Genomic DNA, 23,193 nt, shown 5'->3' on the forward strand with positions numbered 1-23,193 from the left:
TTGCACAGGAGCCTGCCTGGCGTCGATAGACGCCGGTGTTGACTCCTGTCCTGGTTGCGTCAAAGTAGTACCGATTTGTCCTATACCGCCCCAAAGAGCGGAAGATATATAACTATTATCCATAGTGCCGTCTCTTCTTCATTGCTATATTTTATAAATCATGCACTCCGCTTGCCTATCAAGTAGCGAGGGACTCACTTCATAAACGAAATGAACAACGCGCACGCATAGTGCATGTACGGCAGCGCTCGATTGTAGCGGCACGCGTTTGAAGTAGCGGTCGCACGGCGATGGCGAGCGCGTAACCAGCATCGTGACCGCGCCGATCACGGCTCACGTATTTTTTCGAACAACGCGTCGATATCCATGCCGTCAACATTGATACCGAACGTACCGACCAGGCACTCCGCCAACTCGGCGGCGCTGACCAGTCGCCGCCGTTGATCGCTGCCGTCGCGCAGGTGCAACGTGAGCCGATCGTTGCGCAGAGCAGCACGCGCGTCGCCGACGACGCGGCACACGATCAGCTCGCGAATAAAATGCGAATCGGGATGGGCGCAAGTGTACCAATTGGCCATCTCATGATCGATTCGATACGTGGGCCGTAGCTCGAACCGATAGACCTTCTGCCAGCGCGAACCCAGCGCTACTTCGAGATCGTAGCCCTGTTGCAACGCAGGCTGCCCGATGAGCCGAGCCGGCTCAAACGGCGTCGGCTGAACGGCGCCCGCGTCCAGCCGCAATGGCGCCGTCAGTGTGATGGCACCAAAGCCAACATCGGCAACGAACGGCCCTTCGGGTAGCGCGATATGCAACAACATGTGGGACTTGGCCGTCACGTCGGTACCGTCGCGCGTCCATAAGACGCGCGCAAGCATCGGCGTCACATCGAAGCCTAGCTCGATGAGCACTGCGGCAAACAGTGTGTTGTGCTCGAAGCAATAACCGCCTCGGCCGCCGGTCACGAGTTTTTGCTGGATCCGGTCCAGGTCCAACAGTACGCGCTCGCCGCGTAAAGGATCGAGATTCTCGAATGGAATCGCGCGCGGATGCAGCGCATGCAGCACACTCAGCACCTGGAGCGTCGGCTGCGCCGCCCCGGCATAGCCGATACGCTCGAAATAGGCGGCAAGGTCGACGCGTTCAGCCATCGCAGTGCGCCGTCGCGCGACGCGCGCGCGAACCTGCCCTCGCACGGCAATGCCAACCGCTCCCCGGCGCCGCGTTGCAACGGATCATCATGGCGTACCCGCGCACTGACGCGCTGCGCCCTCGATCCACAGGTTGCCAGGATGGCGCTTGCCTGGGTAGAACCGGAAGCTCGTGCTGCCATCGTCGTCGGTACGGATCTTCACGATGTTGGAGTCGCCGAAATCCAACATTTGGCCCTGGGGAATCGGCGACGCGCGAAATGACGCATGATGCCGACTCGCTGCCTCGGTCATGCACGCGATCACGTCCTCCGTACTGCGCCCAGTCGAGGCAACCTTCTCGGGTTCGCCGGCGTCGGGGTTATGCTGCATCAGCATACAGCCGCTCAAAGCGAGCGCAAAAAACATCGAAACAAAAAGCTTGGTCATCCCATCTCCCGGTTGGGCTCGCTCCTCCCAACAGTAGCACGACCGGTGCCCACAGCACGTCACGCAGCGGACTGCTGCGTCAACGCGAACGAATCGCTGCGCGCAGCCGTCCACCCGTTTTCGTGCAGCGGGTACAGGTAGCGGCCGGCCCTCAAACCTGCCATTATCGTCATGGCAACCGCAGTAGCCCGGCGCAATCTCCCAGAGGATGTCGCAAAGCCAACCGCTACAGGATCGCCAATGCGCTCATCCTTGGCGCGTCGCGCCGGCAGGTCACCACGTCCGTCGTGATGACACCCCATTTCCGGACAACCGCGCCCGGCCATGCGCATTAATAAAGTCTAGTACCGCTCGATTGAATGCGCGCGGGTGCGCCAGGTTCATCCCGTGCGAGGCGCCGGTAATCATCACTTGGCAGGCACCGTCGATGCGCTGGTGCAGCCATTCGATGTTCCGATGAAACATTGAAGGGCTTTTCTCCCCGCCGACCAGCAGAACCGGCACCGTGATTGCGCCGGCCTCGTGCGCGGCGAAGACCGGCATCCGCTCCGCAATTTGCGGCCGCAGCGTATGGGCGTTGTCGCGCGCCATTGTCTTAAACCCGTCCGGGCTTTGCGCCCATGACCCTGGACGGCTGACCGAGTCGACAAACAACGCCAGACCAGCGTCCACCTCGCCTTGCTCGATCAGCGTTACGGCACGGGTACGCAGCGTGTTGACCTGATCCGCGGCCGCCGGCGCGTTTGGCGCATCATTGCCTTGAATGGCGCCGCCCGGGTCGGCCAGCGTCACGCTGCGCAACCGGTCGGGAAAGCGGCGGGCAAGATGAAACGCAAGGTAGGCGCCACGGGAATGCGCGACTACGTGCGCCGGCTCGCGCACCACCTCGTCGATGAACACGGCGATCTGCTGTACATGTGCGTTCCAGCTGAACGGCAGCGCACAATTGAGCTCGCGCGTCGGAAAGTAGTGCCCGAGGCTGAGCGACAGCACGCGATGCGTCGACGCCAGCGGCACGAACTGCGGCTCCCAATACCGGTAGTCGCACAGCGAACCGTGAACCAGCACGATCGGCTCGCCACTGCCCGCCTGCGCGAAAGCAACACTTGCGCCGTCAGCCAGTGTCATGGACTGAGCGTGCAGCATCGCGCGCGTCGGCGTCGCGCGCGGCATCGGGAAGGCGCCGGTCATTGCTTCGGCTCGACCATGAAGTGCTCGGTCGATTGTCCGGCATGCACCGCTCGCTTGAGCCAATCGGGCATGTCTCCCTCACCATCCCATACGTTGCCATACGCATCACGAAACAATATCGGCTTTATTTTCTTTTCCTCTTCAGCGAGTGCTTCGGCCAAGCGCTCAATGGAAATACCGTATTCGTCCATCCGGTGGTGAATATACGCAATGATTCGCTGTCTCTTCTGTTCGTCCATAGGGGGAAGTCATTGTGTCGCGCAAGCTGCACGGCGAACCAGCGAGAGCTCGCCGGCGGCACAGAGGAGGCGTTTACCCCGCTATTTTAACGCTCTTTGCGAAATCCCGATCAGACCGCCGGCTGGCGCCGGCTGCACGGGTCAGAATTGCGGCTTGCGGCCACGCCAGCCGCCGCCGTGCCGCGCATAGCGCAGGAACAATGGAATCCCCGTCAGTTGCGCGATAAACCATGCCAGCGATGAGTCATCGTGGATATCGATGGCACGCAACCTGAACGGATCGGTCGCGTCATCGTTCCAGCCGACGTCGCACGTTCTGGCGGTGCGGTAGCCGGCCGCGCGCAACAGCCGGATCTCCCTTTCCCCATAGTTGCCGTTCGGATATGCAAAATGCTCACAGGACCGGCCGGTCAACCGTTCGATGTCCCGCCGGGAGCCGGTGATCTCCTGCTCGCATTCGGCGTCGCGCAGCAAGTCAGGATCGGATGAAAACGCGTATGGGACTGAAAGTCGACCCGCGCGCGCATTTGCTTGACCTGCCACACGCTAAGCCCGGTCGGCGCGGGGCCATCGCGACCCTCGTCTCCGATCGTCGGCTCCTCCGGCTGCCCGTCGCCCGCCAGCACGGGCAAGATTTGCCCCAGCTCCGCACCTTGGTAGCCGCGCTCGCGCAATTGCGCGAGGCGTTCACAGTTTGGCAGCCGCTTTAATCTTTCGATATCTGTACCAGCGGCAGCCGAATGCATCCACCAATGTGCAGCGCGATGCTTGATGACGCCGCTACACAAAAAAATGGTCGGACGCACCCGATACTTGTCGAACACGGGCAGCAGAGCGGCGTTACCAGCATGCCCATCATCCAACGTAATGACCGCGCGCGGTCAGCCGCGGCCCGGCTGACTTAACGCATCCAACGGCACGATGTCGCAGATCCGCAACGCACGTGTTAGATCGCAAGCCGCGGGGTTTGGAAGAGAATGACATGGACAAACGCTGCAATGTGCTGATCATTAATGATTTCGCCTCTAAAGGTGGCGCCGAGGAAGTGTACCGGACGTCTGCACAGCTGTTGCGCGCCATGCCGGGCGTGAAAGCTGATCACCTGCACAAGTCCGAAAGGCGCGGTGCATGATGCATTGAAAAAGCTTTACTGGCATTCGACCAGGCTGCTGTGTCATCCTGCCCGAGTGTTCGATCTGCTGTTGTGCCCGAGCCGGTACATGGAGCAAGCACTGCACCGCGCCGGCATCATGAACACGTCGCTGCTGCCCAACCCAATTGACGCGGACATGCCCATATGCGCGCCCAAACCGATCCAAGCGCGCCGCATCAACCTCGCATTCGCCGGCCGCATCGCGGCGGAAAAAGGGCTAAACGAGTTCATCGCGCTGGCACGCGCCATGCAATTCGCCTATTTTAATAAGCTGACGATTTTCGGCGACGGGCCGGAACGGGCCGCGCTCGAGCACCGCAACGCCGATTTGATTTGTGCTGGGCAGCTCGAATTTCGCGGCAGGCGTCCCCATCGCGTACTCCTGGCCGAATTGCGCGAGACCGCGCATGCCGTGGTGTTGCCGTCGATCTGCGCAGAAAATGCGCCGCTGTCGATCGTCGAGGCGGCCATGCTCGGATTGCCGGCGCTCGTGCACGACATCGGCAGCCTGTCGACGTTCGGCGACGAAATCGGCAATAAGTTCAAGTATCGCTGCGATACGGCGAACTACCGCACGGCGCTTGACGCGCTGATACGGCATCTCGGCCAGCCGAATCGCCGCTATGACGTCGGTGAATATCATCCGCAGCGGTACGCGCAGCGACTCGCCACCTTGCTGCGCCTGGAGCAGAGCAATGAACAACCGGAAGTCACGCACGCGGACAGCGTGGTCGCAGCGGACGGCGGCGCATTCCCTATCGGGTAGGACGACCCGTTTCACAGCCTGTTCAACGGTTGCACATACTGGCCGCCGCTTACATTTTTGCGATCGCCGCTTGCATGGCAACTGCTGCAATGCAACACCAATCCCACGTCCCGGCGCACCTTAACGCAAGGCGCACCACGCGCCGCGCCATCGTCTTGCTCAACGCTGCATGGGTACATCCGCTGCCGTGCCACGCAGTATAATGCTGCATTGCATCATTGAAACCTTGCCACAAGCCGCCTAAAGTCAATTCAGGCGCACACATGCCGTGTGCCACCCATAACGTGACAAGTTGGATACTTAGAGGAGCAGATCATGCGGCTCACGACTCACCTCTTGCGACACGAGAACCACTTCGAGTTGCGACATGCAACGATGCCCACCTATATCGTAAGCTACCTATTCCCCGCGGTGCTGTTGCTCTATGAAATATGGCGGGTCGGCTCATGGGTATCCGGGCACGGCATGAACTTTGCCAACTTCAGTTCAATGGGGTACGAATACACTGTGATGCTCGCCTGGTTCGGACTACAGGTGACAATTGAGATCGTGTTTCTGATCGGTGCGGCGCTCAGCCGCCATCACGACTTCGGGCATCGCATCGCCAATTTGCTGTGTGGCGTGTTTTGCTCTGCCGTCGTCCTGTTGTTTGATTTCGGCCTACAGCACTGGATGTGACCGACGCGGCCGCCCGTCGTCGCTGCTGCGCTAAAAATGCCTGTGTCTTGCGCGCAAGGCATTTAAGCGCTTTAGCAGGGGGAAAGCGGTGCGAGAACTTGAGACCTATAGGCCGAACCTTGAAAGTCAACAACAAGAATAGTTCGTTGATTCGAGCACCGTTTGCCGATTTATCCATCGATTTATTTACGAAGGCATAGTCGCTCACTGTCCAATTTCTTGGGTTCGATTCAAATTTAGTGGACGTAGCCGCCACGCTCAGATCGGTCAGTGCTAGACGCTTATTTCCGCGCGCTGACGTTGAATCGGTGCTGACCGTGGAAGACCATGAGGGAAGGCAGAGCAGAACCGGAATGGGACCGGTAGGAGGAAAGCGCGGGTTGACCACGTGAGAGCATGCCTCACCTTATCGTTTGCCGCCAGAATGGCTCGCATGGCATGCCCTGGCTCCGGTTACTTCTCAGCGCCGTGCGGTGCGTGCCGCAACAATAGCCTCACCTTTCTTGCCATCACAGGCAGCCGCCGCGCGGCTGACAAGCCCATAATGGATACTCGTTATTTGTTTGCTTCCCACACGTCGGATCCGACCTCGCTTCGAACCGAGATGGACAACAAGGCCGAAGCGCCAACACCGCAACCCGTTCCACGACCAGCTCCGCGCTCGATGAGCGGGCATACGTTACCGATGCTGAGTTGGTCCTCCAGCGATCGGCGTGGACCGCATACGCGGCCGGAGAGCCGCCACGCGTATGGCATGACGTGGCACCAGACGGTCCAGGTGGGATCGGCCCACCGCCCCACATCGCCTATGGCGTCAACGTCGGCGCGGCGAGCCGAATGGCCATCCGACGCCTCGCCGCCAGGCGTGGCGACCCGAACCGCGCCGGCCGGCCTGGGCAACGCCACCCGTGCCTGGGGTTACACGTTTCGTCCCAATCCCCAGGACGCTGCGCTTCTCCAAGATCTGTCCGCGCGCCTGGCTGCCTATTGCGACTCGCAGCAGGAGGGTGAACCTTTGAAAAAAAAGATTATAGAGCGGCACGTGCGTGACCTAAAAAGGGCTATCGGAATGGCTGATGGAACAGCCTGAGCAAAGCCTGGCCAATGTGCTGACATGGCTTGAAGCCGGTCATCTGTCCGATCTCGGCCAAAAGCAATTATTCACTCGGTATCAGGCCAACCCGGTAGGCGGACGCAACGCCCAAGATGACGCTTCGTCCATCGGCGCCTCAGTCCGGTGGCTACGAAAGTTGCGAGCATGGGAGTGCGAGCAGGCGTTGGACAGCATCGTTTTGCCGGGGGTTGCTAGAAACCCTATTCCTGCAGAGATAGATACTCAGGTCAAACAAGAACTGATTGCGTCTTGGTTGGCGACGCAATCTTCGACGCAAACCGATAAAAAAGTGCTTCAACAGGCTTCGCATTTGTCGACGAGAGATAAAGTCGTCTTAAGATCATTGGCACGGTGGTTTTCCAAAGCATACGATCAAACGGACAAACTGGATTGCATTGCTAAAAATGCAAAGCCGGATATGATAAATTTGATTATTGAGCATTACAAATCAAGTACCATTGATCATTATAACAGCAACGTCAATGCTTCAATAAAACGCTTTCTGTCAGGAGAAAAAATTTCATTCAAAAGAAACCTGGATGCACAATTGCATACGGACGATAAGCTGGCAATCAATATTATTAAAAAACATCAATTTGATAAGCCAATTATTGCGGCATTTAAGCAGTTTGCCATTTGGGAAAGAGATCAGCCGCAGCCGGCGGGCTTGGCACAAATTATCGCAAACCCGGCCTATCAAGCTCACTCTGAGAGGTTATTGAAAGCATTCAACAATGACAATAATGTAAAACTTATTTATAAAATATGCTTAAAACGGGAAATCCCCAAGGCCCAAAGAAGCGACGAGTTGAAGCAAGCGTTAAGTAAGTTACTGCCTTAATGCGTGAAACGGTCCGCCATCGGTCATCGAGCGATTGACATTGAATTTTAACATCCCGAGTGTCACGCCATTGACAAAGCTTGGCCCTGCAATATCCGATATCCCCTCCTATCTCGTTATTGAGAGCGAAGTTGGCGATCGGGCAAGCCTTAAACAGCGACAACTATGCCGAAACCAAAAACAAACCCGCCGCTGGTATTGCCAAGGGACTAAAGCGCTTGCCCTATCCGCTGCACGGGGGTGCTGTGAATCGCACATGTGAGAGGAGTTGGCCCCTGCTAAGTTTGCACATACTTGACCACTAAATGTGTCGCCACCCCGTGCCGTTGCCATTGTCAACAGCAACTTAGAAGTGGCTCTTCCATACTTTGTGTAAAGTTTCACGTCACAAGTTAGTAGCGGTCTCCAGCACTTCTGCATCACCAGCGTGTGTCCAGATCATCCATCTTACTCTCGGTGTTACCTGTTCGGGCCTTCGTTCGCGGTGATCCTCGGCTCGCCGCTTTCGCCTCGACCTACTACGCCCTCTGCTCGCCATCCTGCCGCCTCTTGATGTCAGTAGCTGGCACCTTCGCCAGCACGCGAGCGGCTCTCCCCGAGTATGACACCCCCACCTTCACGCTCATGCCTGTCGGATATACGTAACGACGTCGGTGCAAGTTTCGGGCTTCAGTGATTATGGATATCTTACCCAGTCGCCATGCCTCGTACCCGCTTCCTGTTCGTCAAGCCAGCGCTTTGTGTCGGGCTTCCTCTAGATTCGCAGTCGCCCGCGACACCCTTGCCTCTGGCTAACACTTCCCCTTGCCGGGCGTGTAGAGGACTTTCGCTTCCTAGTGAGTGCGCCCTGCCGGGCGCACCGCAAAAAAACGCACGGCTCGCAGCCGTGCGTCTATTCGCGGCCCGGAATCGTCTGGCGCGCTCCGTAACCCGCGTCTCTCAGGTTCCAACTCCACCCTCTCTATCGGGATAATTATTTGCCACCAATAATTTAATCTATCAGTGGTTTGACGCACTGTAAAGGGCTAATTTCGGTGTTCCAACCTCACGGCCATCTTGCGAAAAGCGATAATCGAGGCCTCTAGCATTCACCCTAAAAGCGATTGTCCCCCCTTTTGACCGATCTATCGGTAACCTACTGCGACGGCAGTGTCCTGCAAACCGTGCGCCTTAAGAAATGCCCTCCCCCGTCGTCCTAAAAGCAAGATTGATGCTTGTGGTACCGGGACGCCAGATACTCGACTGACCGCTAAATAGCATGGCGACAAAAGATCTGTCGTCATGCGGCCCGTATGCCGACGCTTACCTAAAGACCGAACAAGAACGAATCTAGCTTGGTGTTATTGACCTATACGACCATCAGTACGGCGCGCATCCCAGTTTCCACAACAAAATTCGGGAAAACGATTCGCTCCACCGATTGTGGCACTGTGTAGCATCCCATGGAACACCGGCGGCGGCGCGCCCACACAGGCGGCCTGGCCGTCCAATACCTACCACAGCACATGCATCGGCTGTGTAAAGCACGACAAGTCGTTCTAGCTCCCAACGGTCTGACCCTGCCAACTCAAGCATGCACGAGCGCGCAGCGCAGTGAGCAACCATGACCAAGCAGCGCGATTGGCGCTGAGCCGCAACGCGAATTTTCCATAGACAGACGCCCCGCTCGTTGTATGCAGATCGAAATGCCAGCGGACACCGGTATGAGCCTCGGCAAAAACGCTTGCTGCACGTTTGAGCGGCGCCACGCGCCGCGCACATACGTCAGCGACCCGTTGCTACACTAGCTCGATCGGTGCAGTCTCGTCGCTATGGATGCCGTACAACACCAACACGGCGGGAACCACTCCGTCGCTGAGGGAACCGCCCGCAGCGGACGCCGTCGTCAGCACTCCATGATCGATCCAGTATCAGCAAATATGAATGGCCAGTCTTTCTTCGCGCTCAACGGGCACTTCTCCCTGCAGCGTCAGCGCAAGCGGATCGGACAGCCACGCCGGCTCAGCGCTGGAAGTCATGGACGGACCCGAGATTGAGTCACTGCGTAAGTTCATTGAGCGCGGTGCAGCATTGCGCCAGCAGTTGCGGATCGCCGAGATCGCCAGCGTTCAGACGATCGCGATAGTGCCTCTCGACTCCGCGTTCAGTTGCGCAGACAACTTGTCGTTCCTCCACAGCGATGGCTTCACTTCATCGATCTCTCGCACGGTCAACATGAGCAGGTAAGGCGCTAGCGCGAAAATGGGGACCCTCGCTTGATCGACGGTATCGCGGGTCACTTGGATGCTGGTCATGGCGACTCCTCGATTGCAGTCGAATAAAAACATCTTAGATGGTAGCTAATACAACACCTTTCGCCTACGCGAGCCGTTTTATCGGTTCCCGTAGACGGTCCGGCGCGCCACTTCGCCGGCAGCCCGCCGGATTCGTGGTTAGCGCGTCGCGCCCGTGGCGTCGGCGTCAGAATCACGGATATCGACATTGCACACCAGCGAGGATCGGGAATGTCTGACAGATTTTCAGTCCGCCATTGCGGAGCAAAGCCACCAATCGTGGCCGACTCCGCCGACGCGAAACCGCGAACGGATCAACGCAAGGCGACTGACACTGCTAAGCGTGCACCCAGCAATGGCCGATTGTCCGGGCTAGGCGCGAAGCCTGCCTACCGATCCGATGCAGCCCGCCGCCCCGAGGCAACCAACCGCGACCGCACCGCGCCCCGGGCGACGGCACCGCGCGTACCTGTCAACGGTACGCGAACGCCAGGCGAGCCACGCTTCAGTTTCGACATCCAAGACAATCCTTTCTGGCAGGCCAGCGAGAAGGGTCCAAAATGACGGCATAGGGTCCGCCCGCTCTGTCACGCTGTTTTCAGTCGATACTCGGGCCGTTACATTGACGAATGCACGCCGCTGCTCACGCAGCGTCACGCCGAACTTCTCGCGATACGCGTTGGCAAAATGAGCAGCCGAAGAGAATCCGCACACCAGTGCTGATCTGCCGGACTGATTTGCTGGTGCGCTGCAACGGGATCTTTGCCTCGCCAGCCGCTGCAAGCAGTCCAACACTGGTCTGATGTCCGTCAATAAACAGGGCGTCAAAATCAACATTGCCACATGCATCGTGCGGGGCGTGTTGACAGGCATGAGCCCCAGGGTTACTTTAGGCTGCCGGATAGAAATTGTCGCAGCCTTTCGCTTTGCGGTCTAACCAGCACATCCTGCGACGCAGCGAGCAACCACGCGATCACCGCGCGGCCGAACCACTGATGCCCGTCGCTATGCAGGTAGGCGGGCGGATACTGAGCCAGGATCTCGATCATCGCTGGGCCCGTCGCACGCCAATCGAATATCGGCGCTCAAGCCGATGCAGCATCACCAGGTATCGTGACCAGCTTGCCAACAGTGCCAACGACCAGCGCGGCGTCAACACGCAAAGTCCTGTGCATGTCTGTGCGGGCGGGCGAAATCGCGCCTTGCCCTGCACGCGCGACAACCGTGCAGCGATAATAGCTAGTTTTTAAGAACGCAAACAACAGGATGACCCTATCACTGCGGGCCCGCCTCCGCGCATTGGTCATGCGCGCCATGATCAGGCAGAAGGACATGTCACGGCGTGGCCGCCCTGGCCGCCAAGCACTCGCCGTGGCGCTCGCGGCAGCGCTGGTGTTGCACGCGTCGGCTTCATGCGCAGGGACGCTCGCGTGCGCGGCGCACGACCGTGCGCACGGCCGCGCGGCGGTCGGTCTGGTGCTCTCTGGCGGTGGCGCGCGTGGCTATGCACACCTGGGCGTGCTCAAGGTGTTGGAGGAAAACCGCATCCCCGTGGATTGCATCGCCGGCACCAGCATGGGCGCCGTGGTGGGCGGCTTGTACGCGAGCGGCATGAGTGCAACAGACATGCAGAGCCGGCTGGCGGGCGTGAACCTGACGGACATCGCATTCGACGTGCACCAACGCGCCGAGCTGCCGCAGTCGCAACGCGAAGACGAACAATCGTATGCCAGCAACCTAACACTGGGCGTCAGCAGCGACGGACTGAAATTGCCACGTGGCCTAGTTCAGGGCAACCGGCTGCAAGCGCTGTTGTCGGATTGGACCTCGACGGTGCCTGGTGACCTGTCGTTCGATAAGCTGCCGATCCCGTATCGAGCGATCGCGACCGAGTTGCGCAGTGGCCAGATGATTGTGCTGGATCATGGCTCGCTGCCGCAGGCAATCCGCGCCAGCATGGCAATGCCCGGGCTGTTCGCGCCGACCGACGTCGACGGGCGTACACTGGTGGACGGGGGCTTGGTCAGCAACCTGCCGGTGGACACCGTACGGGCTATGGGCGCGGACGTCGTGATCGCCGTAGACGTCGGCTCGCCGCTGCGCTCGCTCGATGCACTCGCGACGCCCGCAGACGTGATGCAGCAGATGATCGGCATCCTGATCCGGCAAAACGTTACGCAACAACGCTCGCGGCTGGTCGCCGGCGACGTGCTAATCCAACCCGATCTCGGTTCCCTAACCTTCACCGATTTCGCGAACGCGGCACAGGCGATTGAGGCCGGCGAGGCGGCGGCCCGCGCGGCTCTGCCGCAACTGCGGCATCTGGCGCTGGCGCCCGCCGACTACGCCGTTTACCGCCGCACACACGCCGCTCCACCACCGCGCCCGATACGCCTGACGCAGATTGATATCGAGTCGGTCGGCACAGTACCAGCCGCGCGGATCCGCAACTATCTGCATGTGCGCCCGGGCGACCTTTACGATCCACACCAGCTGAACAAGGACCTGTTGACCTTATCAAACTCCGGTGACTTCGAGGACGTCACGCAGAAGCTAGTCGAACACGGCGACGAACACCGGCTCGTGATCACGGCGCGGCAGAAGTCATGGGGGCCAAACTTTCTGCTGTTTGGCCTGGGCCTGTCAAGCAGTTCAACCGATGAAGGCGGATTTCGGCTGCATCTGGGCTATCGCCGACCGTGGCTGAGCCCGTCGGGACTCGAAGGACGCGTGGACACCACGCTCGGCAGCGACCTGATCAGTGTGCATGGCGAACTGCGCCAGCCGCTGTCCAGTGCATTCGGCTATTACGTGGCGCCCTATGTCGAGTACGTGGGCCGCTACGCGAACCTCTATAGTGATAACGTCCGCATTACCCGCTTTCATTTGCAAACCAAACGCGCCGGCATCGATTTCGGGCTGCCGCTCGCGCGGCTCGGTGACTTGCGCCTCGGGCTCGCGTATGCACACGGCTTCGCATCGCCGCTATACAACCTGCCACTGGGTGAAAGTGGCACACAGTTGGCGTTCCCGGACGCCTATAGCCGACAGTTGAGCATGCGCGCACGGTTGGTTATCGACCAGCTCGACGATTCGCAATTCCCCCGCAGCGGTTACTTTACGGAGATCAGGGCCGAGCGTTCGCTCGCCAGCAGCGAAGACCGCGTCACCAAACTGTACGGCAAGGCAATGGCCGCGGCCTCGTTCGGACGACACAGCATTAACGTCGGCATCGAGGGCGGCAAGGACATCGGCGGCACTAACGCGATCAACCCGCTCGGGTTCACGCTGGGCGGTTTCCGACACTTATCCGCGTATGCAGCCGATCAATTGGCCGGCACGTCGATGGCCTATGCCCATTTCACGTATATGAACCAGTTGACTTCGTTCAATGCTGGTCCGTTCCGCGGCTTGTTCGCAGGCGTCACGACGGAAATAGGTAACGTCTGGAATGGCTTCAACGACGCGCTGGGCAGCGGGCCGATGAAGCGCAGCGTGTCGCTGTTCACTGGGCTGACCAGCTCATTCGGGCCGGTCTATTTCGGTGTCGCACTCGCGCCAGAGGGACGTCGCAATGTGTATTTCCAGTTCGGACACGTCTATTGAGCCGCGGGCGGTGGCAGTTAGCTATTGGCTATTGGCTGTTGGCGCCTGGCACAGGCTATCCGGCGATGGAGGCGCTCAGACCACCGATCAGCTGACAACTTACTCCCATGCCACCTTGCTGAATTGATATCCTCTGCCACGCACGGTCTTGATCCGTTGCGGGTTGGCCGCATCGTCGTGCAGCTTGCGCCGCAGCTTGGAAATACAGCCGTCGACCGTGCGATCCACGCCGTCAAAACCGATGCCGCGCAGCTGCCGCATTAAGTCGTCGCGGCTCACGACCTCGCCGGCACAGCGCACCAGCGCCCATAGCAAGTCAAACTCGGCTGAGGTGAGATCGGGCACGCTACCATCAGGCAGGCGAATACTGCGCGTGGCACGGTTAATCTCGAATTTGCCTAAGATGAGGCACTCCGGCTCAACACTCGTCTCGCCGCCGAGCTGCAGCCCGCGGCGCAGCAGCGCCTTGATCCGCGCAAGCAGCACGCGTGGCTCCACCGGCTTGTGCACATAGTCATCGGCACCGAGCTCTAGTCCCAGTACCTCGTCAAGATCCTCATCCCGGGCTGTCACCATGATGATTAGACCATCGAACTGTTTGCGCGCCTCGCGGCATATCTGGAAGCCGTCCTTGCCGGGCAGGTTCACATCAAGGATTACCAGGTCGGGCCGACGCGCGAGAATCGCGTCCAATGCGTCGTTGCCGTGGAGTACGATATGCACGTCATACTCGTGCTTGCGCAGGTAGCTGGCCACCAGCGCAGCCAGGCGACTGTCGTCTTCGATCAGCAGGATGCGTGAAACCATGATGGAGCCGCTCAATGGCATGGATGTTTCGCGCGCATTCTACGATACGACTCGACATTTCTCTGCGCATTTCGAAAGGAATGCCGGTCGTCCAGCCGCCGACAATGCGTCGTTCGCGCGCTCAGTGGCCCTGTGCGAGCGCCTTCAACCTGGCCTCGCCGGCAACCTTAGCGGCGCTTTGCGTGGCAAACGCCTTGTTTGACACCCGCAAGCGCCGCACTTCACGCGCTGCGAAGTCCACCAACGTGTTTATCCAAACTCCTATCGCACCGGGTTGCCAACGCAGACCGCATGCTCAATGGGGCGCCGAACTCAGCGCATGCCGCGCCTGCAACGTCCGCACGCGTACCAGCGCAGGCACAGCCCGCGACCGTGCATCGTACAGTTCGCCAGACCGGCCATGAACGCCGTCAGTGCCTATCCATTGCTGCGCGCATCGCTTGAACCGATCCAGTTGGGCCAGCTCTATGTGCGCCACGCAAGACGCTATTGTTGCACAGCATGCTGGTTGCTCATCGATCTGCCCGCCGTTGTTGTGTTTGCTATGGCCATCACCAGAGAGCCGCTGAGACGGCACACATGGACAGCCATGCGCCCACATTGTAGGAGCCGACCGATCTGCTATTCAGCCGTGGAACGGTGAACATCTATATCGTTCCGGACAATAATTGATTGAAACGATCCGCGTAATCCGTGTCGTCCGAACCTTGCTGTACCGACGTAGGCACCACTTCGGCAGCCAGTCGCTCGAGTGCCTCGACCACGCGAAAGGTGGTCTTCGCCACCTCATGCAACTGCGCGCTCGTGGGCTCCAGAATACTACGCATCCTCGGGACAATTTCGTAGACGGCCAGTGCGTGCAGCGCCTGCTCCAGCTGCTCGAGGCGGTCTTGCCGATCGACGTCACGGGCCGCTGCCCGGACAAATGCATCGAGCTCGCCCGGCCGGGCGCCGCGCTCGCCCAAAGCGACCAGGTCCAGGCGCAAATCGAACATCCGGAGCATCCATGGCACAGCCATGCGATGCTGGCGCTCGTGCAGCACTTCGGGTGGAAACAGGGCCGCCGCCCCGGACCACGCCAAAATATCACTGTTGTCCGCGACCTCGGCATCGGCGATGCGCAGCGCGACCCACAGTTTATCGCGTTGATCGAGCTGATCGAACACATCGGGCAGCACAGGCACCGCCTGCTGTTCAAGTATCCGACGTTCGAGCACCTTGCGCACAGATTTTTGCTTCTCGTACTGTCTCATCCGTGCGTCGACATCGAACAGCGTTTTCCACGGCTGCGGCGATCCGTGATGAGGACAGGGCAGGGTACGACAGTCAGCAAGATCGGCATGGGCCTCCCGCATCCACATCCTGAGCCGGGCACTCAACGGCGCCGTCGGCCGTTCCTCCAAAATGGCCATTGTGTCGCCCTGCGTGGAGTGGAACGCCTCAAGCGGATTGAAATTCGTGTCGTGAAAGAAATGAGGCAAAACACTGAATATGTCGGCACTTTGCTCGCTAGACGATCGCATAGTCGGGCTAATAGTCAAACTGGTCCGGGAGCGGCGGGGTGCGTGTCCCAGGATGTCTATTGACGGCACACCGCGAAGGATGATATCTCCGTTGGGATGGGCATTCCCATTCGTGTTGTCGGGGCGGGGCCCATGGAGGGTAGACAGCGACGACGCCCTGCTTAGCGACCTGCGCTTGTATTCATCGGATGGACGCTTCACCGGTGTGGACGGACATGTTCTCGAATGAGCAGCGTCTGTCCAACCATGCGATGTCTCCGTATCATCCCGCCCCTGCAAGGTTGGGGTGTCCGTGTGCGACAACTTGCGCGGCTTGCCGTCGCCAGGCGCAGCCGGCATGGCGCCGCCATCAAGCTCGGGTCCATCTGGCCTGCCGCGCTCGTCAATCCCGTCGTGTTCTCCGCGCGCATACCGCAGGGAAGCGTCAACGCGCGGTGCGGTAAATGGCGCCTCCCCTGTACGATGCTCGGCCGACGCACTCATGTCGCTGCTCGTCGTGTCGCCGCACCCTGCGGTTACGGCCAACACCATGCCGGCGCCTAACTTTGAAAGCAATCGACTTGTCTGTCGTGTCATTGTGTCCTCGCCATAAAAAATGCAGCTTCTGCATCGGGCTGCGAGCCTGGCATAATCGGAGGGAAGTAGACCGTATAGCGTCGGATAAGCGATCTAAAAAGACCGATGCTCCAGTGCGGCGAGTGCGCGCGGTAGCACTACAGCGCATAAGCGCGCTATGATCGCCCGGTAGTGTTAGATCAGATGTAGGCAGACTACCTTGGCCCGGTCTTCCCAGCGCCGCAATTGCAGTGCATCGGCGGCGAACGGGTTCAGTTGTGCAAAGCCCGCGCTCCCAATCCTTGTGTAACTCGCCGTCGGCCACCACGATCTCGTTACGCGACAGCAGCACGTCGAGGTAGCCAATGCCCTTGGTATGGAACTTCACGTGCTGCTCGAGCTTTCAGGTGTCGAACGCGGCAACCTCGCCCATCAGGGCCGACGTAAGGACGATCACCGCCATCCCGTCAGCCGGCCGTGTCGGGTTCGAGTAGGCCACCTCGCCCGCGTGGGACAGCGCCAGCAAGTCGGCGAAAGTCTTCGGCTCGGTCTTGGCTGTGTCGGGGTTGATCGCGAACGAAATACGGTTTCGTGCCCCATCGCACGCGACGCCGACAGCCGTGCCCAAACCTCGTAGAATCGGTGAGGGAGCGTATCGGCCCGTCGCCGATGCCGTGCTCGGTTGCCGTTATACCACACTGCTTTGTCAGCGAGATGAAAACGTTCATACCCGAAGTTCCGGCCGAACGCCGCAACGGTGCCGATACGGCCGAGCCGCCGCACACGCCGACCGAGCTGGGTGACGTGCAGACGAGCCTGCGCTCACTGGCCGGCTTCGTGCTGGCACATCCTCGCCTATTCGTGCTGACAGGCGCCGGCATCAGTACCGCCTCGGGCATTCCCGACTATCGCGATGCGAACGGCGAGCGCAAAGGCCGTGCGCCCATTTTGCTGCAAGAGTTCCTTTGCTCGCCGACGGCACGCCGCCGCTACTGGGCTCGCAGCGCACTCGGCTGGAAGGTGCTGGCCCAGGCCGAGCCAAACGCCGCGCACCATGCGCTGGCGCGGCTTGAGGCGTTGGGTCGCGTCGAGCGGCTCGTCACACAGAATGTCGACGGCCTGCATCGTCACGCCGGGCAAACCGGCACGATCGAGCTTCACGGCAACATTAGCCGTGCCGTCTGCATGAGCTGCGGCCGCGTGCATGCGCGTGAGGCTATCCAGCAGCGGCTCGAAGCGGACAATCCGGTGCTGCAAACGCTGTCGGCCAACGCAGCGCCCGATGGCGACGCCGATCTCGAATCGATCGACTTCGATACGATCCGGGTACCGGTGTGTGACTATTGTCAGGGCATGCTAAAACCGGACGTGGTGTTCTTCGGCGAGGGCGTGCCGCGCGAGCGTGTCGAGGCAGCACAGGCCGCACTCGCGCACGCCGATGCCTTGCTCGTCGTCGGCTCGTCGCTGGCAGTTTACTCTGGCTATCGTTTCTGCGTGCAAGCGGCGCGAGCCGGCAAGCCGATTGCCGCGATCAACCTCGGGCGCACGCGTGCCGATCCGCTGCTCGCGCTGAAGGTCACGCTGCCATGCGACCAGGCGCTGCTGTCAGTGCTTGTCGCCCTGCCGTCTGTCAACCTGCGCGAACCCACGTAATCCGCCAGCCCTCTCGCCGCGTTCGCGACATCTCATCCATCCGATGCCTGCACACGTCCGCTCGATAGGAATTCCAGTTTACCTGGCCCGTGCGCACAGGCCCCTCTTCAAAACTCGCCGAGGCCTCGTCACGCACGTGCGTGCTGCACTGGCACAGCTTGGCGCGTGAATCCGGGCTCCTTGGCGCATGCGTGGCAACGCCGGGACAGGCCGGGACGCCCGATGCTGCGCCACCGCGGGACGACAAAAGCGCGTAACGGTCACGGATACATCGATCCACGCAACGGTCAGTCGCTCAGCGGCTTGGCCATCGCGACGCGCAGATCCATTGGGAACCCCAGCGCCTGTTCATGTGCGAGCACCGCGCGCATCTGCTCGCCCTGCAGCGCGCTCGGCAACTCGGCGAAACCCTCGCTGCGATAGAACGGCGCATTCCAGCGCACGTCCCGCAACGTCGTCAGCAGCGCTTGCCGGTAGCCCTCGGCACGCCCAGCGGCGCACGCATGCCGCAGCAATGCACGGCCATGGCCCCGACGGCCGTAGGCAGGCTCGACGTCCATCTGCCGAATATGGAACCCACCGTCGAGTTCACTGCCGAGCAAATATCCGATCACGGTCCAATCATCGTGCTCCACCACCCATAGCTTGCGTTGCCGCACCCCGTCGGCAAGCTCATCCTGAGTCAATCCATGCGCGGTAAACACTGGGAACGCGACATGCCCGCGCAGCCGCTCGCCGGCGCGGCACTCTATCGACAACAGCATGGGAAAATCCGCTGGGACAGCAAGACGAATCATCGGCAAGCGCCTAAAAAACTCCCACAGCAGCATTCTATAAAGCGTGTCGGTCCACCACCGCTCCGCGGCCGAAGTCCGAAGTCCGAAGACCAATGACCGACAACCGGCGATCGACGAACAAGCGTGTTCAAACGCGCGAACGGCGCACGCCGATCCGGAGCCAGGCTCACGCCTGCACAGGCAGCACCTTATCGCGCGGCATTGAGCTTACGCCACAGTGTCGTCTTGCTAATGCCCAGCGCCTGGCATGCTGCATTGCGATCGCCATCATGAGCCTCCAACGCGGCACGGATCTCGTCCGCCTCGACGTGGCGGCTACGTTCGCGCAGTGTCAAAACGGGCATGTCGGGGTTAGCCGGCGTGTCGAATAACTCAGGCGCGATCATGCGCAGCACGGCTACGGTCAGCGCGACGTCGTCATCAACCTCGGTATCGGCCAATTCGACCGCAATCCGCTCGATGACGTTCTGCAACTCACGCACGTTGCCGGGCCACCGGTACGCGCACAGCGGCGCGGCCACCGGCGCCAGTATCCGGGTTGCCACGCTGGTATCCGGCACGCGCGCGGCCAGGCGGGACTCGCGTCGCGCCGCCTGCAGCAGCAATTCCGCCGCGAGCAGCATCACATCATCAGGACGCTCACGCAACGATGGCAGCGCAATGCTCAAGATATTCAGTCGATAATACAGATCAGCGCGGAATGTGCCCGACTCGATGCCGTCGGTCAATGCACGGTGCGTGGCGGCGATCACGCGGATATCGACGCGCACCGGCTCAGTCGAGCCCAGACGCACCACTTCGCGTTCCTGGAGCACCCGCAGCAAACGGCTTTGCAACGGCAGCGGCATCTCGCCAATCTCATCCAGGAATAAAGTGCCACGATGCGCGGCTTCGATCAGACCCACCTTGCCCCCCTTGCGCGCGCCGGTGAAGGCGCCCTCTTCGTAGCCGAACAGTTCGCTTTCGAGTAGTGCCTCCGGAAAGGCACCGCAGTTGATAGCCACGAACGCGAAATCGCGCCGCGCACTCAGGCGGTGGATGCTCTGGGCAACCATTTCCTTGCCGGTGCCGCTTTCACCGAGCACGAGCACGGTCGCGTCCGAGCGTGCATAACGACGCACCAGCGCGCGCACGCTCTCGATCGGCGCGCATTCGCCGATCAGGTCGTCCAGATGATAACGGGCGGTAAATTGCTGCGCACGCGGCCGTGACCGCAACGTGCGATCCAGCCGCTCGACCGCGCGCGACTCTTGGAACGTCAGCACGGTGCCGCCCTGCTCGCCGCCGGGGCCGTCGAGCGGGCCGCGATGCACGACGTAGCTCACGCCGCGGATCACGCTGAGCGTATCGCCCTCGGCGTCGGGCAGCGAGTCGGCCAGGTACGGCGCCAGATCCAGCAGCGGGCGCCCCGCTGTGTGCGTGGCGCCGATACCGAGGGCATCGGACAGCCGTTGGTTCATCGCCTCGACGCGCCCTTCGGCATCGAGCGCCACCACCCCGTCGCGCAGGTGCTGCAGCAGGTTGTCCAACCGGGCGCGGCGCAGTGCCTCGGCACGCGTGGCCTGCGCAACTTCCAGCGCGGTATCAAAAGCGGCACGCACGCAGGCGCGAGAGTACAGAAATACCGCCTGCATGCCGGCGCGGGTGGCAAGATCCGCGACCAGGCCGGGCCCGACCACCGCGCCGACGCCACGCTCACGCAAGCCTTGCACGCAGGTCTGCGCATCCTGCACCGACCGATACGAGCCGAGGACCACATCGACGCCGTAGGCGTGCGTGAACTGCCGGACCTCCTCAGGAATATCGCCGTGCGTGACCAGCGCGACCCATGCCGCGTTGCGCCGTGCTTGTGCCAGCGCATGCATCACATCGAAACCGGTGGGATGGATCAGTACGACCGGCACGTTCACACGCCCTTTCAGATACGCGCCGTTTGATCCGCCGGCCACCACCACGTCTGGACGCATCGCGCCGGACACATTGATTTCATGCACCGCATCTTCAAAACCGCGCGAGACCACGCGCAGTTGCGCACGCCCGTCATACTCGCGGGTGATGTCCAGGAACAAGTCTCGCAATCGGCTTATTCCCATGGCCCACATCCGCGGGCGGGCGGCCGCGTCAGGTTGTACGATGCTCAAAGCCCATTACTCCGTTATTGATACCGCATTATGCGCCACATTTCAGAAATGAAATGATGGATTTCAATAATGAAACGAAAGCTGCGATCGCCGAGCCGGCATCGCCCGAAAAATCAAGTCGTTGGCGCTTTTATCGACCATGGCTCGGAACTTGCTTAAACGTCGCGGTTTTCCTGGAGCGACAATGAATCCACCCCCCTCTCAGCCCGCCAACGCGGGTGCCAAGTTTCGCGCTGCCGTTGCCCAAGCCCAGCCGCTGCAAGTGGTCGGCGCGATCACTGCCTACGCGGCGAAGATGGCCGAAGCCGTTGGCTTTAAGGCCGTCTACCTGTCCGGCGGCGGCGTCGCGGCGAATTCACTCGGCTTACCAGACCTGGGCATCAGCACAATGGAAGACGTGCTAATCGATGCCCGCCGCATCACCGATGCAACCTCGCTACCGCTGCTGGTTGACATCGATACCGGCTGGGGCGGCGCGTTCAACATTGCGCGCACCATCCGCTCGTTCATCAAGGCGGGGGTGGCGGCCGTGCACATCGAGGATCAGGTCGGTCAGAAACGCTGCGGTCACCGGCCAGGCAAGGAATGTGTGCCGACCAACGAAATGGTCGACCGCGTGAAGGCGGCAGTTGACGCGCGTAGCGACGAGCAGTTCGTGATCATAGCGCGCACCGATGCCGCCGCTGCCGAGGGCCTGGACACCGCTATCGAGCGAGCACTCGCCTATGTCGAAGCCGGGGCCGATATGATCTTTCCCGAAGCAATGCGCACGTTGGATGACTACCGCCGCTTCAAGGCCGCCGTCAAGGTGCCGATCCTGGCAAATCTGACTGAGTTCGGCTCGACCCCGCTGTTCACTGTCAACGACCTGCGCGACGCCAACGTGGACATCGCGCTGTACTGCTGCGGCGCCTATCGCGCGATGAACGCAGCGGCGTTGCACTTCTATCAAACCGTGCTGCGCGACGGCACCCAGAAGGCCGCCGTCCCAACCATGCAGACGCGCGTCGATCTGTATCACTACCTGGGCTATCACGCATACGAGCAGAAGCTCGACGCGCTGTTCGCCGCCAACAAATAACGCTTGCGTCCGGAGACGAAACCATGAGCGAAGCAGACAACAACGCGCCGGCAACGCGTGCCTTCAAGCCAAAGAAATCGGTCGCGCTGTCCGGCGTAGCCGCCGGCAATACCGCGCTGTGCACGGTCGGGCGTACCGGCAATGACTTGCACTATCGGGGCTACGATATCTTGGAGTTGGCCGGTGCATGCGAGTTCGAGGAAGTCGCCTACCTACTGGTGCACGGCAAGCTACCGACCGTGGCCGAGTTGGCCGCCTACAAGGTCAAACTCAAGGCGCTGCGCGGGCTGCCGGCGAACGTCAAGGCAGTGCTCGAATCCATCCCGGCGTCGGCTCATCCAATGGACGTGATGCGCTCGGGTGTCTCCGTGCTCGGTACCATGTTGCCCGAAAAGGACGATCACAATCTGCCCGGCGCGCGAGACATCGCGGACCGGCTGATGGCCTCGCTTGGCTCGATTCTGCTGTACTGGTACCACTATTCGCACAACGGCAAGCGCATCGACGTCGAAACGGATGACGACTCGATCGGCGGTCATTTCCTGCGCCTGTTGCACGGCAAGGCGCCGACGCGCTCATGGGTTGACGCGATGCACGTGTCGCTGAACCTGTACGCCGAGCATGAGTTCAACGCATCGACGTTTGCCAGCCGTGTGATTACCGGCACGGGCTCAGACATCTACTCGGCGATCACCGGGGCAATCGGTGCGCTGCGTGGCCCGAAACACGGCGGCGCAAACGAAGTCGCGTTCGAGATCCAATCGCGCTATTCCACCCCCGACGAAGCCGAAGCGGACATCCGCCGCCGCGTCGAGAACAAGGAAGTGGTGATCGGCTTTGGCCACCCCGTCTACACGATCTCCGATCCGCGCAACAAAGTGATCAAGGAAGTCGCCAGGAAACTATCAAAGGAAGCGTCCAACACCAAGCTGTTCGACATTGCCGAGCGCTTGGAGAGCGTGATGTGGGACATCAAGAAAATGTTTCCAAACTTGGACTGGTTCAGCGCGGTGTCGTATCACATGATGGGCGTGCCCACCGCGATGTTCACGCCGCTGTTCGTGATCGCGCGCACGTCCGGCTGGGCGGCACACATCATTGAGCAACGCGTGGACAATAAGATTATCCGCCCGAGCGCCAACTATACCGGCCCGGAAAACTTGCCGTTTGTGCCGCTCGAGAAGCGGGGCTGATG

The 23,193-nt window shown here is 60.6% G+C and carries 21 protein-coding genes and 3 pseudogenes; 9 read left to right on the top strand and 15 right to left on the bottom strand.

The window, feature by feature from the left end; genetic code table 11:
- Positions 1-326: 326 nt before the first annotated feature.
- Together KQH55_RS12100 and KQH55_RS12105 are read right to left on the bottom strand one after the other, a co-directional pair.
- On the bottom strand, positions 327-1,151 hold the full coding sequence (locus KQH55_RS12100) for an arylamine N-acetyltransferase (RefSeq protein WP_076788585.1): 825 nt from the start codon (positions 1,149-1,151) through the stop codon (positions 327-329).
- Between the two features lie 87 nt (positions 1,152-1,238).
- Positions 1,239-1,580: a hypothetical protein gene (locus tag KQH55_RS12105; protein ID WP_076787978.1), complete on the bottom strand. Its 342-nt coding sequence runs from the start codon at positions 1,578-1,580 to the stop codon at positions 1,239-1,241.
- 206 nt (positions 1,581-1,786) lie between these two features.
- Here KQH55_RS12105 and KQH55_RS12110 point away from each other — a divergent pair.
- Positions 1,787-1,873, top strand: a pseudogene (locus KQH55_RS12110) (ABC transporter permease); the annotation flags it as partial.
- Here KQH55_RS12110 and KQH55_RS12115 read toward each other — a convergent pair.
- The 3 genes from KQH55_RS12115 to KQH55_RS12125 all read right to left on the bottom strand — a co-directional run bounded on the left by KQH55_RS12115 (position 1,854) and on the right by KQH55_RS12125 (position 3,484).
- Entirely contained in the window at positions 1,854-2,771 is a 918-nt protein-coding gene (locus tag KQH55_RS12115; RefSeq protein WP_083703589.1) for an alpha/beta fold hydrolase, read from the bottom strand. The pseudogene KQH55_RS12110 and the gene KQH55_RS12115 sit on opposite strands and share 20 nt — an antisense overlap.
- Positions 2,768-3,010 (bottom strand): H-NS family nucleoid-associated regulatory protein, encoded by a 243-nt coding sequence (locus KQH55_RS12120; RefSeq protein WP_076787977.1) that lies wholly within the window; start codon positions 3,008-3,010, stop codon positions 2,768-2,770. The genes KQH55_RS12115 and KQH55_RS12120 overlap by 4 nt, the downstream gene beginning before the upstream one ends.
- 141 nt (positions 3,011-3,151) lie before the next feature.
- Positions 3,152-3,484, bottom strand: a complete 333-nt coding sequence (locus KQH55_RS12125) for a polysaccharide deacetylase family protein (RefSeq protein WP_076794143.1) — start codon at positions 3,482-3,484, stop codon at positions 3,152-3,154.
- Positions 3,485-3,992: 508 nt separating this feature from the next.
- Between KQH55_RS12125 and KQH55_RS12130 the strand changes: the two genes are divergently transcribed.
- The 4 genes from KQH55_RS12130 (at position 3,993) to KQH55_RS12145 (ending at position 7,562) form a co-directional block, all read left to right on the top strand.
- Positions 3,993-4,142 carry a hypothetical protein gene (locus KQH55_RS12130; protein ID WP_235091147.1) on the top strand — a complete coding sequence of 50 codons (150 nt, stop codon included), beginning with the start codon at positions 3,993-3,995 and terminating at the stop codon, positions 4,140-4,142.
- A gap of 4 nt (positions 4,143-4,146) precedes the next feature.
- A complete protein-coding gene (locus tag KQH55_RS12135) occupies positions 4,147-4,929 on the top strand; it encodes a glycosyltransferase family 4 protein (RefSeq protein WP_235091149.1) in 783 nt (260 codons plus the stop codon).
- Positions 4,930-5,244: 315 nt separating this feature from the next.
- A complete protein-coding gene (locus KQH55_RS12140) occupies positions 5,245-5,607 on the top strand; it encodes a hypothetical protein (protein ID WP_076787973.1) in 363 nt (120 codons plus the stop codon).
- Between the two features lie 1,076 nt (positions 5,608-6,683).
- Complete coding sequence (locus KQH55_RS12145) at positions 6,684-7,562, top strand: hypothetical protein (protein ID WP_076794137.1); 879 nt, start codon at positions 6,684-6,686, stop codon at positions 7,560-7,562.
- Between the two features lie 2,037 nt (positions 7,563-9,599).
- On the opposite strand, the gene KQH55_RS16985 is transcribed toward KQH55_RS12145, so the two are convergent.
- The 4 genes and pseudogenes from KQH55_RS16985 to KQH55_RS12160 all read right to left on the bottom strand — a co-directional run bounded on the left by KQH55_RS16985 (position 9,600) and on the right by KQH55_RS12160 (position 10,884).
- Positions 9,600-9,674 carry a hypothetical protein gene (locus tag KQH55_RS16985; protein ID WP_286137234.1) on the bottom strand — a complete coding sequence of 25 codons (75 nt, stop codon included), beginning with the start codon at positions 9,672-9,674 and terminating at the stop codon, positions 9,600-9,602.
- Entirely contained in the window at positions 9,671-9,856 is a 186-nt protein-coding gene (locus tag KQH55_RS12150) for a hypothetical protein (RefSeq protein WP_235091151.1), read from the bottom strand. Before KQH55_RS12150 ends, KQH55_RS16985 begins: the two co-directional genes overlap by 4 nt.
- A 603-nt stretch (positions 9,857-10,459) precedes the next feature.
- Positions 10,460-10,604 (bottom strand): annotated as a pseudogene (locus KQH55_RS12155) (helix-turn-helix domain-containing protein); the annotation flags it as partial.
- 115 nt (positions 10,605-10,719) lie between these two features.
- Positions 10,720-10,884, bottom strand: a complete 165-nt coding sequence (locus KQH55_RS12160; protein ID WP_212667352.1) for a hypothetical protein — start codon at positions 10,882-10,884, stop codon at positions 10,720-10,722.
- 265 nt (positions 10,885-11,149) lie between these two features.
- Between KQH55_RS12160 and KQH55_RS12165 the strand changes: the two genes are divergently transcribed.
- The gene (locus KQH55_RS12165) at positions 11,150-13,441 is read left to right on the top strand and encodes a patatin-like phospholipase family protein (RefSeq protein ID WP_235091154.1); all 2,292 of its coding nucleotides are present in this window, start codon (positions 11,150-11,152) and stop codon (positions 13,439-13,441) included.
- A 99-nt stretch (positions 13,442-13,540) separates the two neighbouring features.
- On the opposite strand, the gene KQH55_RS12170 is transcribed toward KQH55_RS12165, so the two are convergent.
- From KQH55_RS12170 to KQH55_RS12180, 4 genes and pseudogenes are all read right to left on the bottom strand, one after another.
- Positions 13,541-14,248, bottom strand: a complete 708-nt coding sequence (locus KQH55_RS12170) for a response regulator (RefSeq protein ID WP_076787967.1) — start codon at positions 14,246-14,248, stop codon at positions 13,541-13,543.
- Positions 14,249-14,369: 121 nt separating this feature from the next.
- Positions 14,370-14,492, bottom strand: coding sequence for a hypothetical protein (locus tag KQH55_RS16550; protein WP_255763142.1), 123 nt, complete (start codon positions 14,490-14,492; stop codon positions 14,370-14,372).
- A 403-nt stretch (positions 14,493-14,895) separates the two neighbouring features.
- Entirely contained in the window at positions 14,896-15,771 is an 876-nt protein-coding gene (locus KQH55_RS12175) for a hypothetical protein (RefSeq protein WP_235091157.1), read from the bottom strand.
- A gap of 820 nt (positions 15,772-16,591) precedes the next feature.
- Positions 16,592-16,945, bottom strand: a pseudogene (locus KQH55_RS12180) (2-aminoethylphosphonate ABC transporter substrate-binding protein); the annotation flags it as partial.
- Positions 16,946-17,040: 95 nt separating this feature from the next.
- On the opposite strand from KQH55_RS12180, the gene KQH55_RS12185 reads away from it, so the two are divergent.
- Entirely contained in the window at positions 17,041-17,979 is a 939-nt protein-coding gene (locus tag KQH55_RS12185; protein ID WP_235091159.1) for an NAD-dependent protein deacetylase, read from the top strand.
- A gap of 287 nt (positions 17,980-18,266) precedes the next feature.
- Here the strand turns inward: KQH55_RS12185 and KQH55_RS12190 are convergent, their stop codons facing one another.
- Together KQH55_RS12190 and prpR are read right to left on the bottom strand one after the other, a co-directional pair.
- Positions 18,267-18,743 carry a GNAT family N-acetyltransferase gene (locus KQH55_RS12190; RefSeq protein WP_235091161.1) on the bottom strand — a complete coding sequence of 159 codons (477 nt, stop codon included), beginning with the start codon at positions 18,741-18,743 and terminating at the stop codon, positions 18,267-18,269.
- Between the two features lie 221 nt (positions 18,744-18,964).
- On the bottom strand, positions 18,965-20,878 hold the full coding sequence (gene prpR / locus KQH55_RS12195) for a propionate catabolism operon regulatory protein PrpR (RefSeq protein WP_076787958.1): 1,914 nt from the start codon (positions 20,876-20,878) through the stop codon (positions 18,965-18,967).
- Positions 20,879-21,101: 223 nt separating this feature from the next.
- On the opposite strand from prpR, the gene prpB reads away from it, so the two are divergent.
- Together prpB and prpC are read left to right on the top strand one after the other, a co-directional pair.
- Positions 21,102-21,998, top strand: a complete 897-nt coding sequence (gene prpB / locus KQH55_RS12200; RefSeq protein ID WP_235091164.1) for a methylisocitrate lyase — start codon at positions 21,102-21,104, stop codon at positions 21,996-21,998.
- Between the two features lie 23 nt (positions 21,999-22,021).
- Complete coding sequence (gene prpC, locus KQH55_RS12205; RefSeq protein WP_076787954.1) at positions 22,022-23,191, top strand: 2-methylcitrate synthase; 1,170 nt, start codon at positions 22,022-22,024, stop codon at positions 23,189-23,191.
- Positions 23,192-23,193: the final 2 nt, after the last annotated feature.

This window comes from Mycetohabitans sp. B3 (assembly GCF_021498065.1).
In the GTDB taxonomy this organism is placed as follows: Bacteria; Pseudomonadota; Gammaproteobacteria; order Burkholderiales; family Burkholderiaceae; genus Mycetohabitans.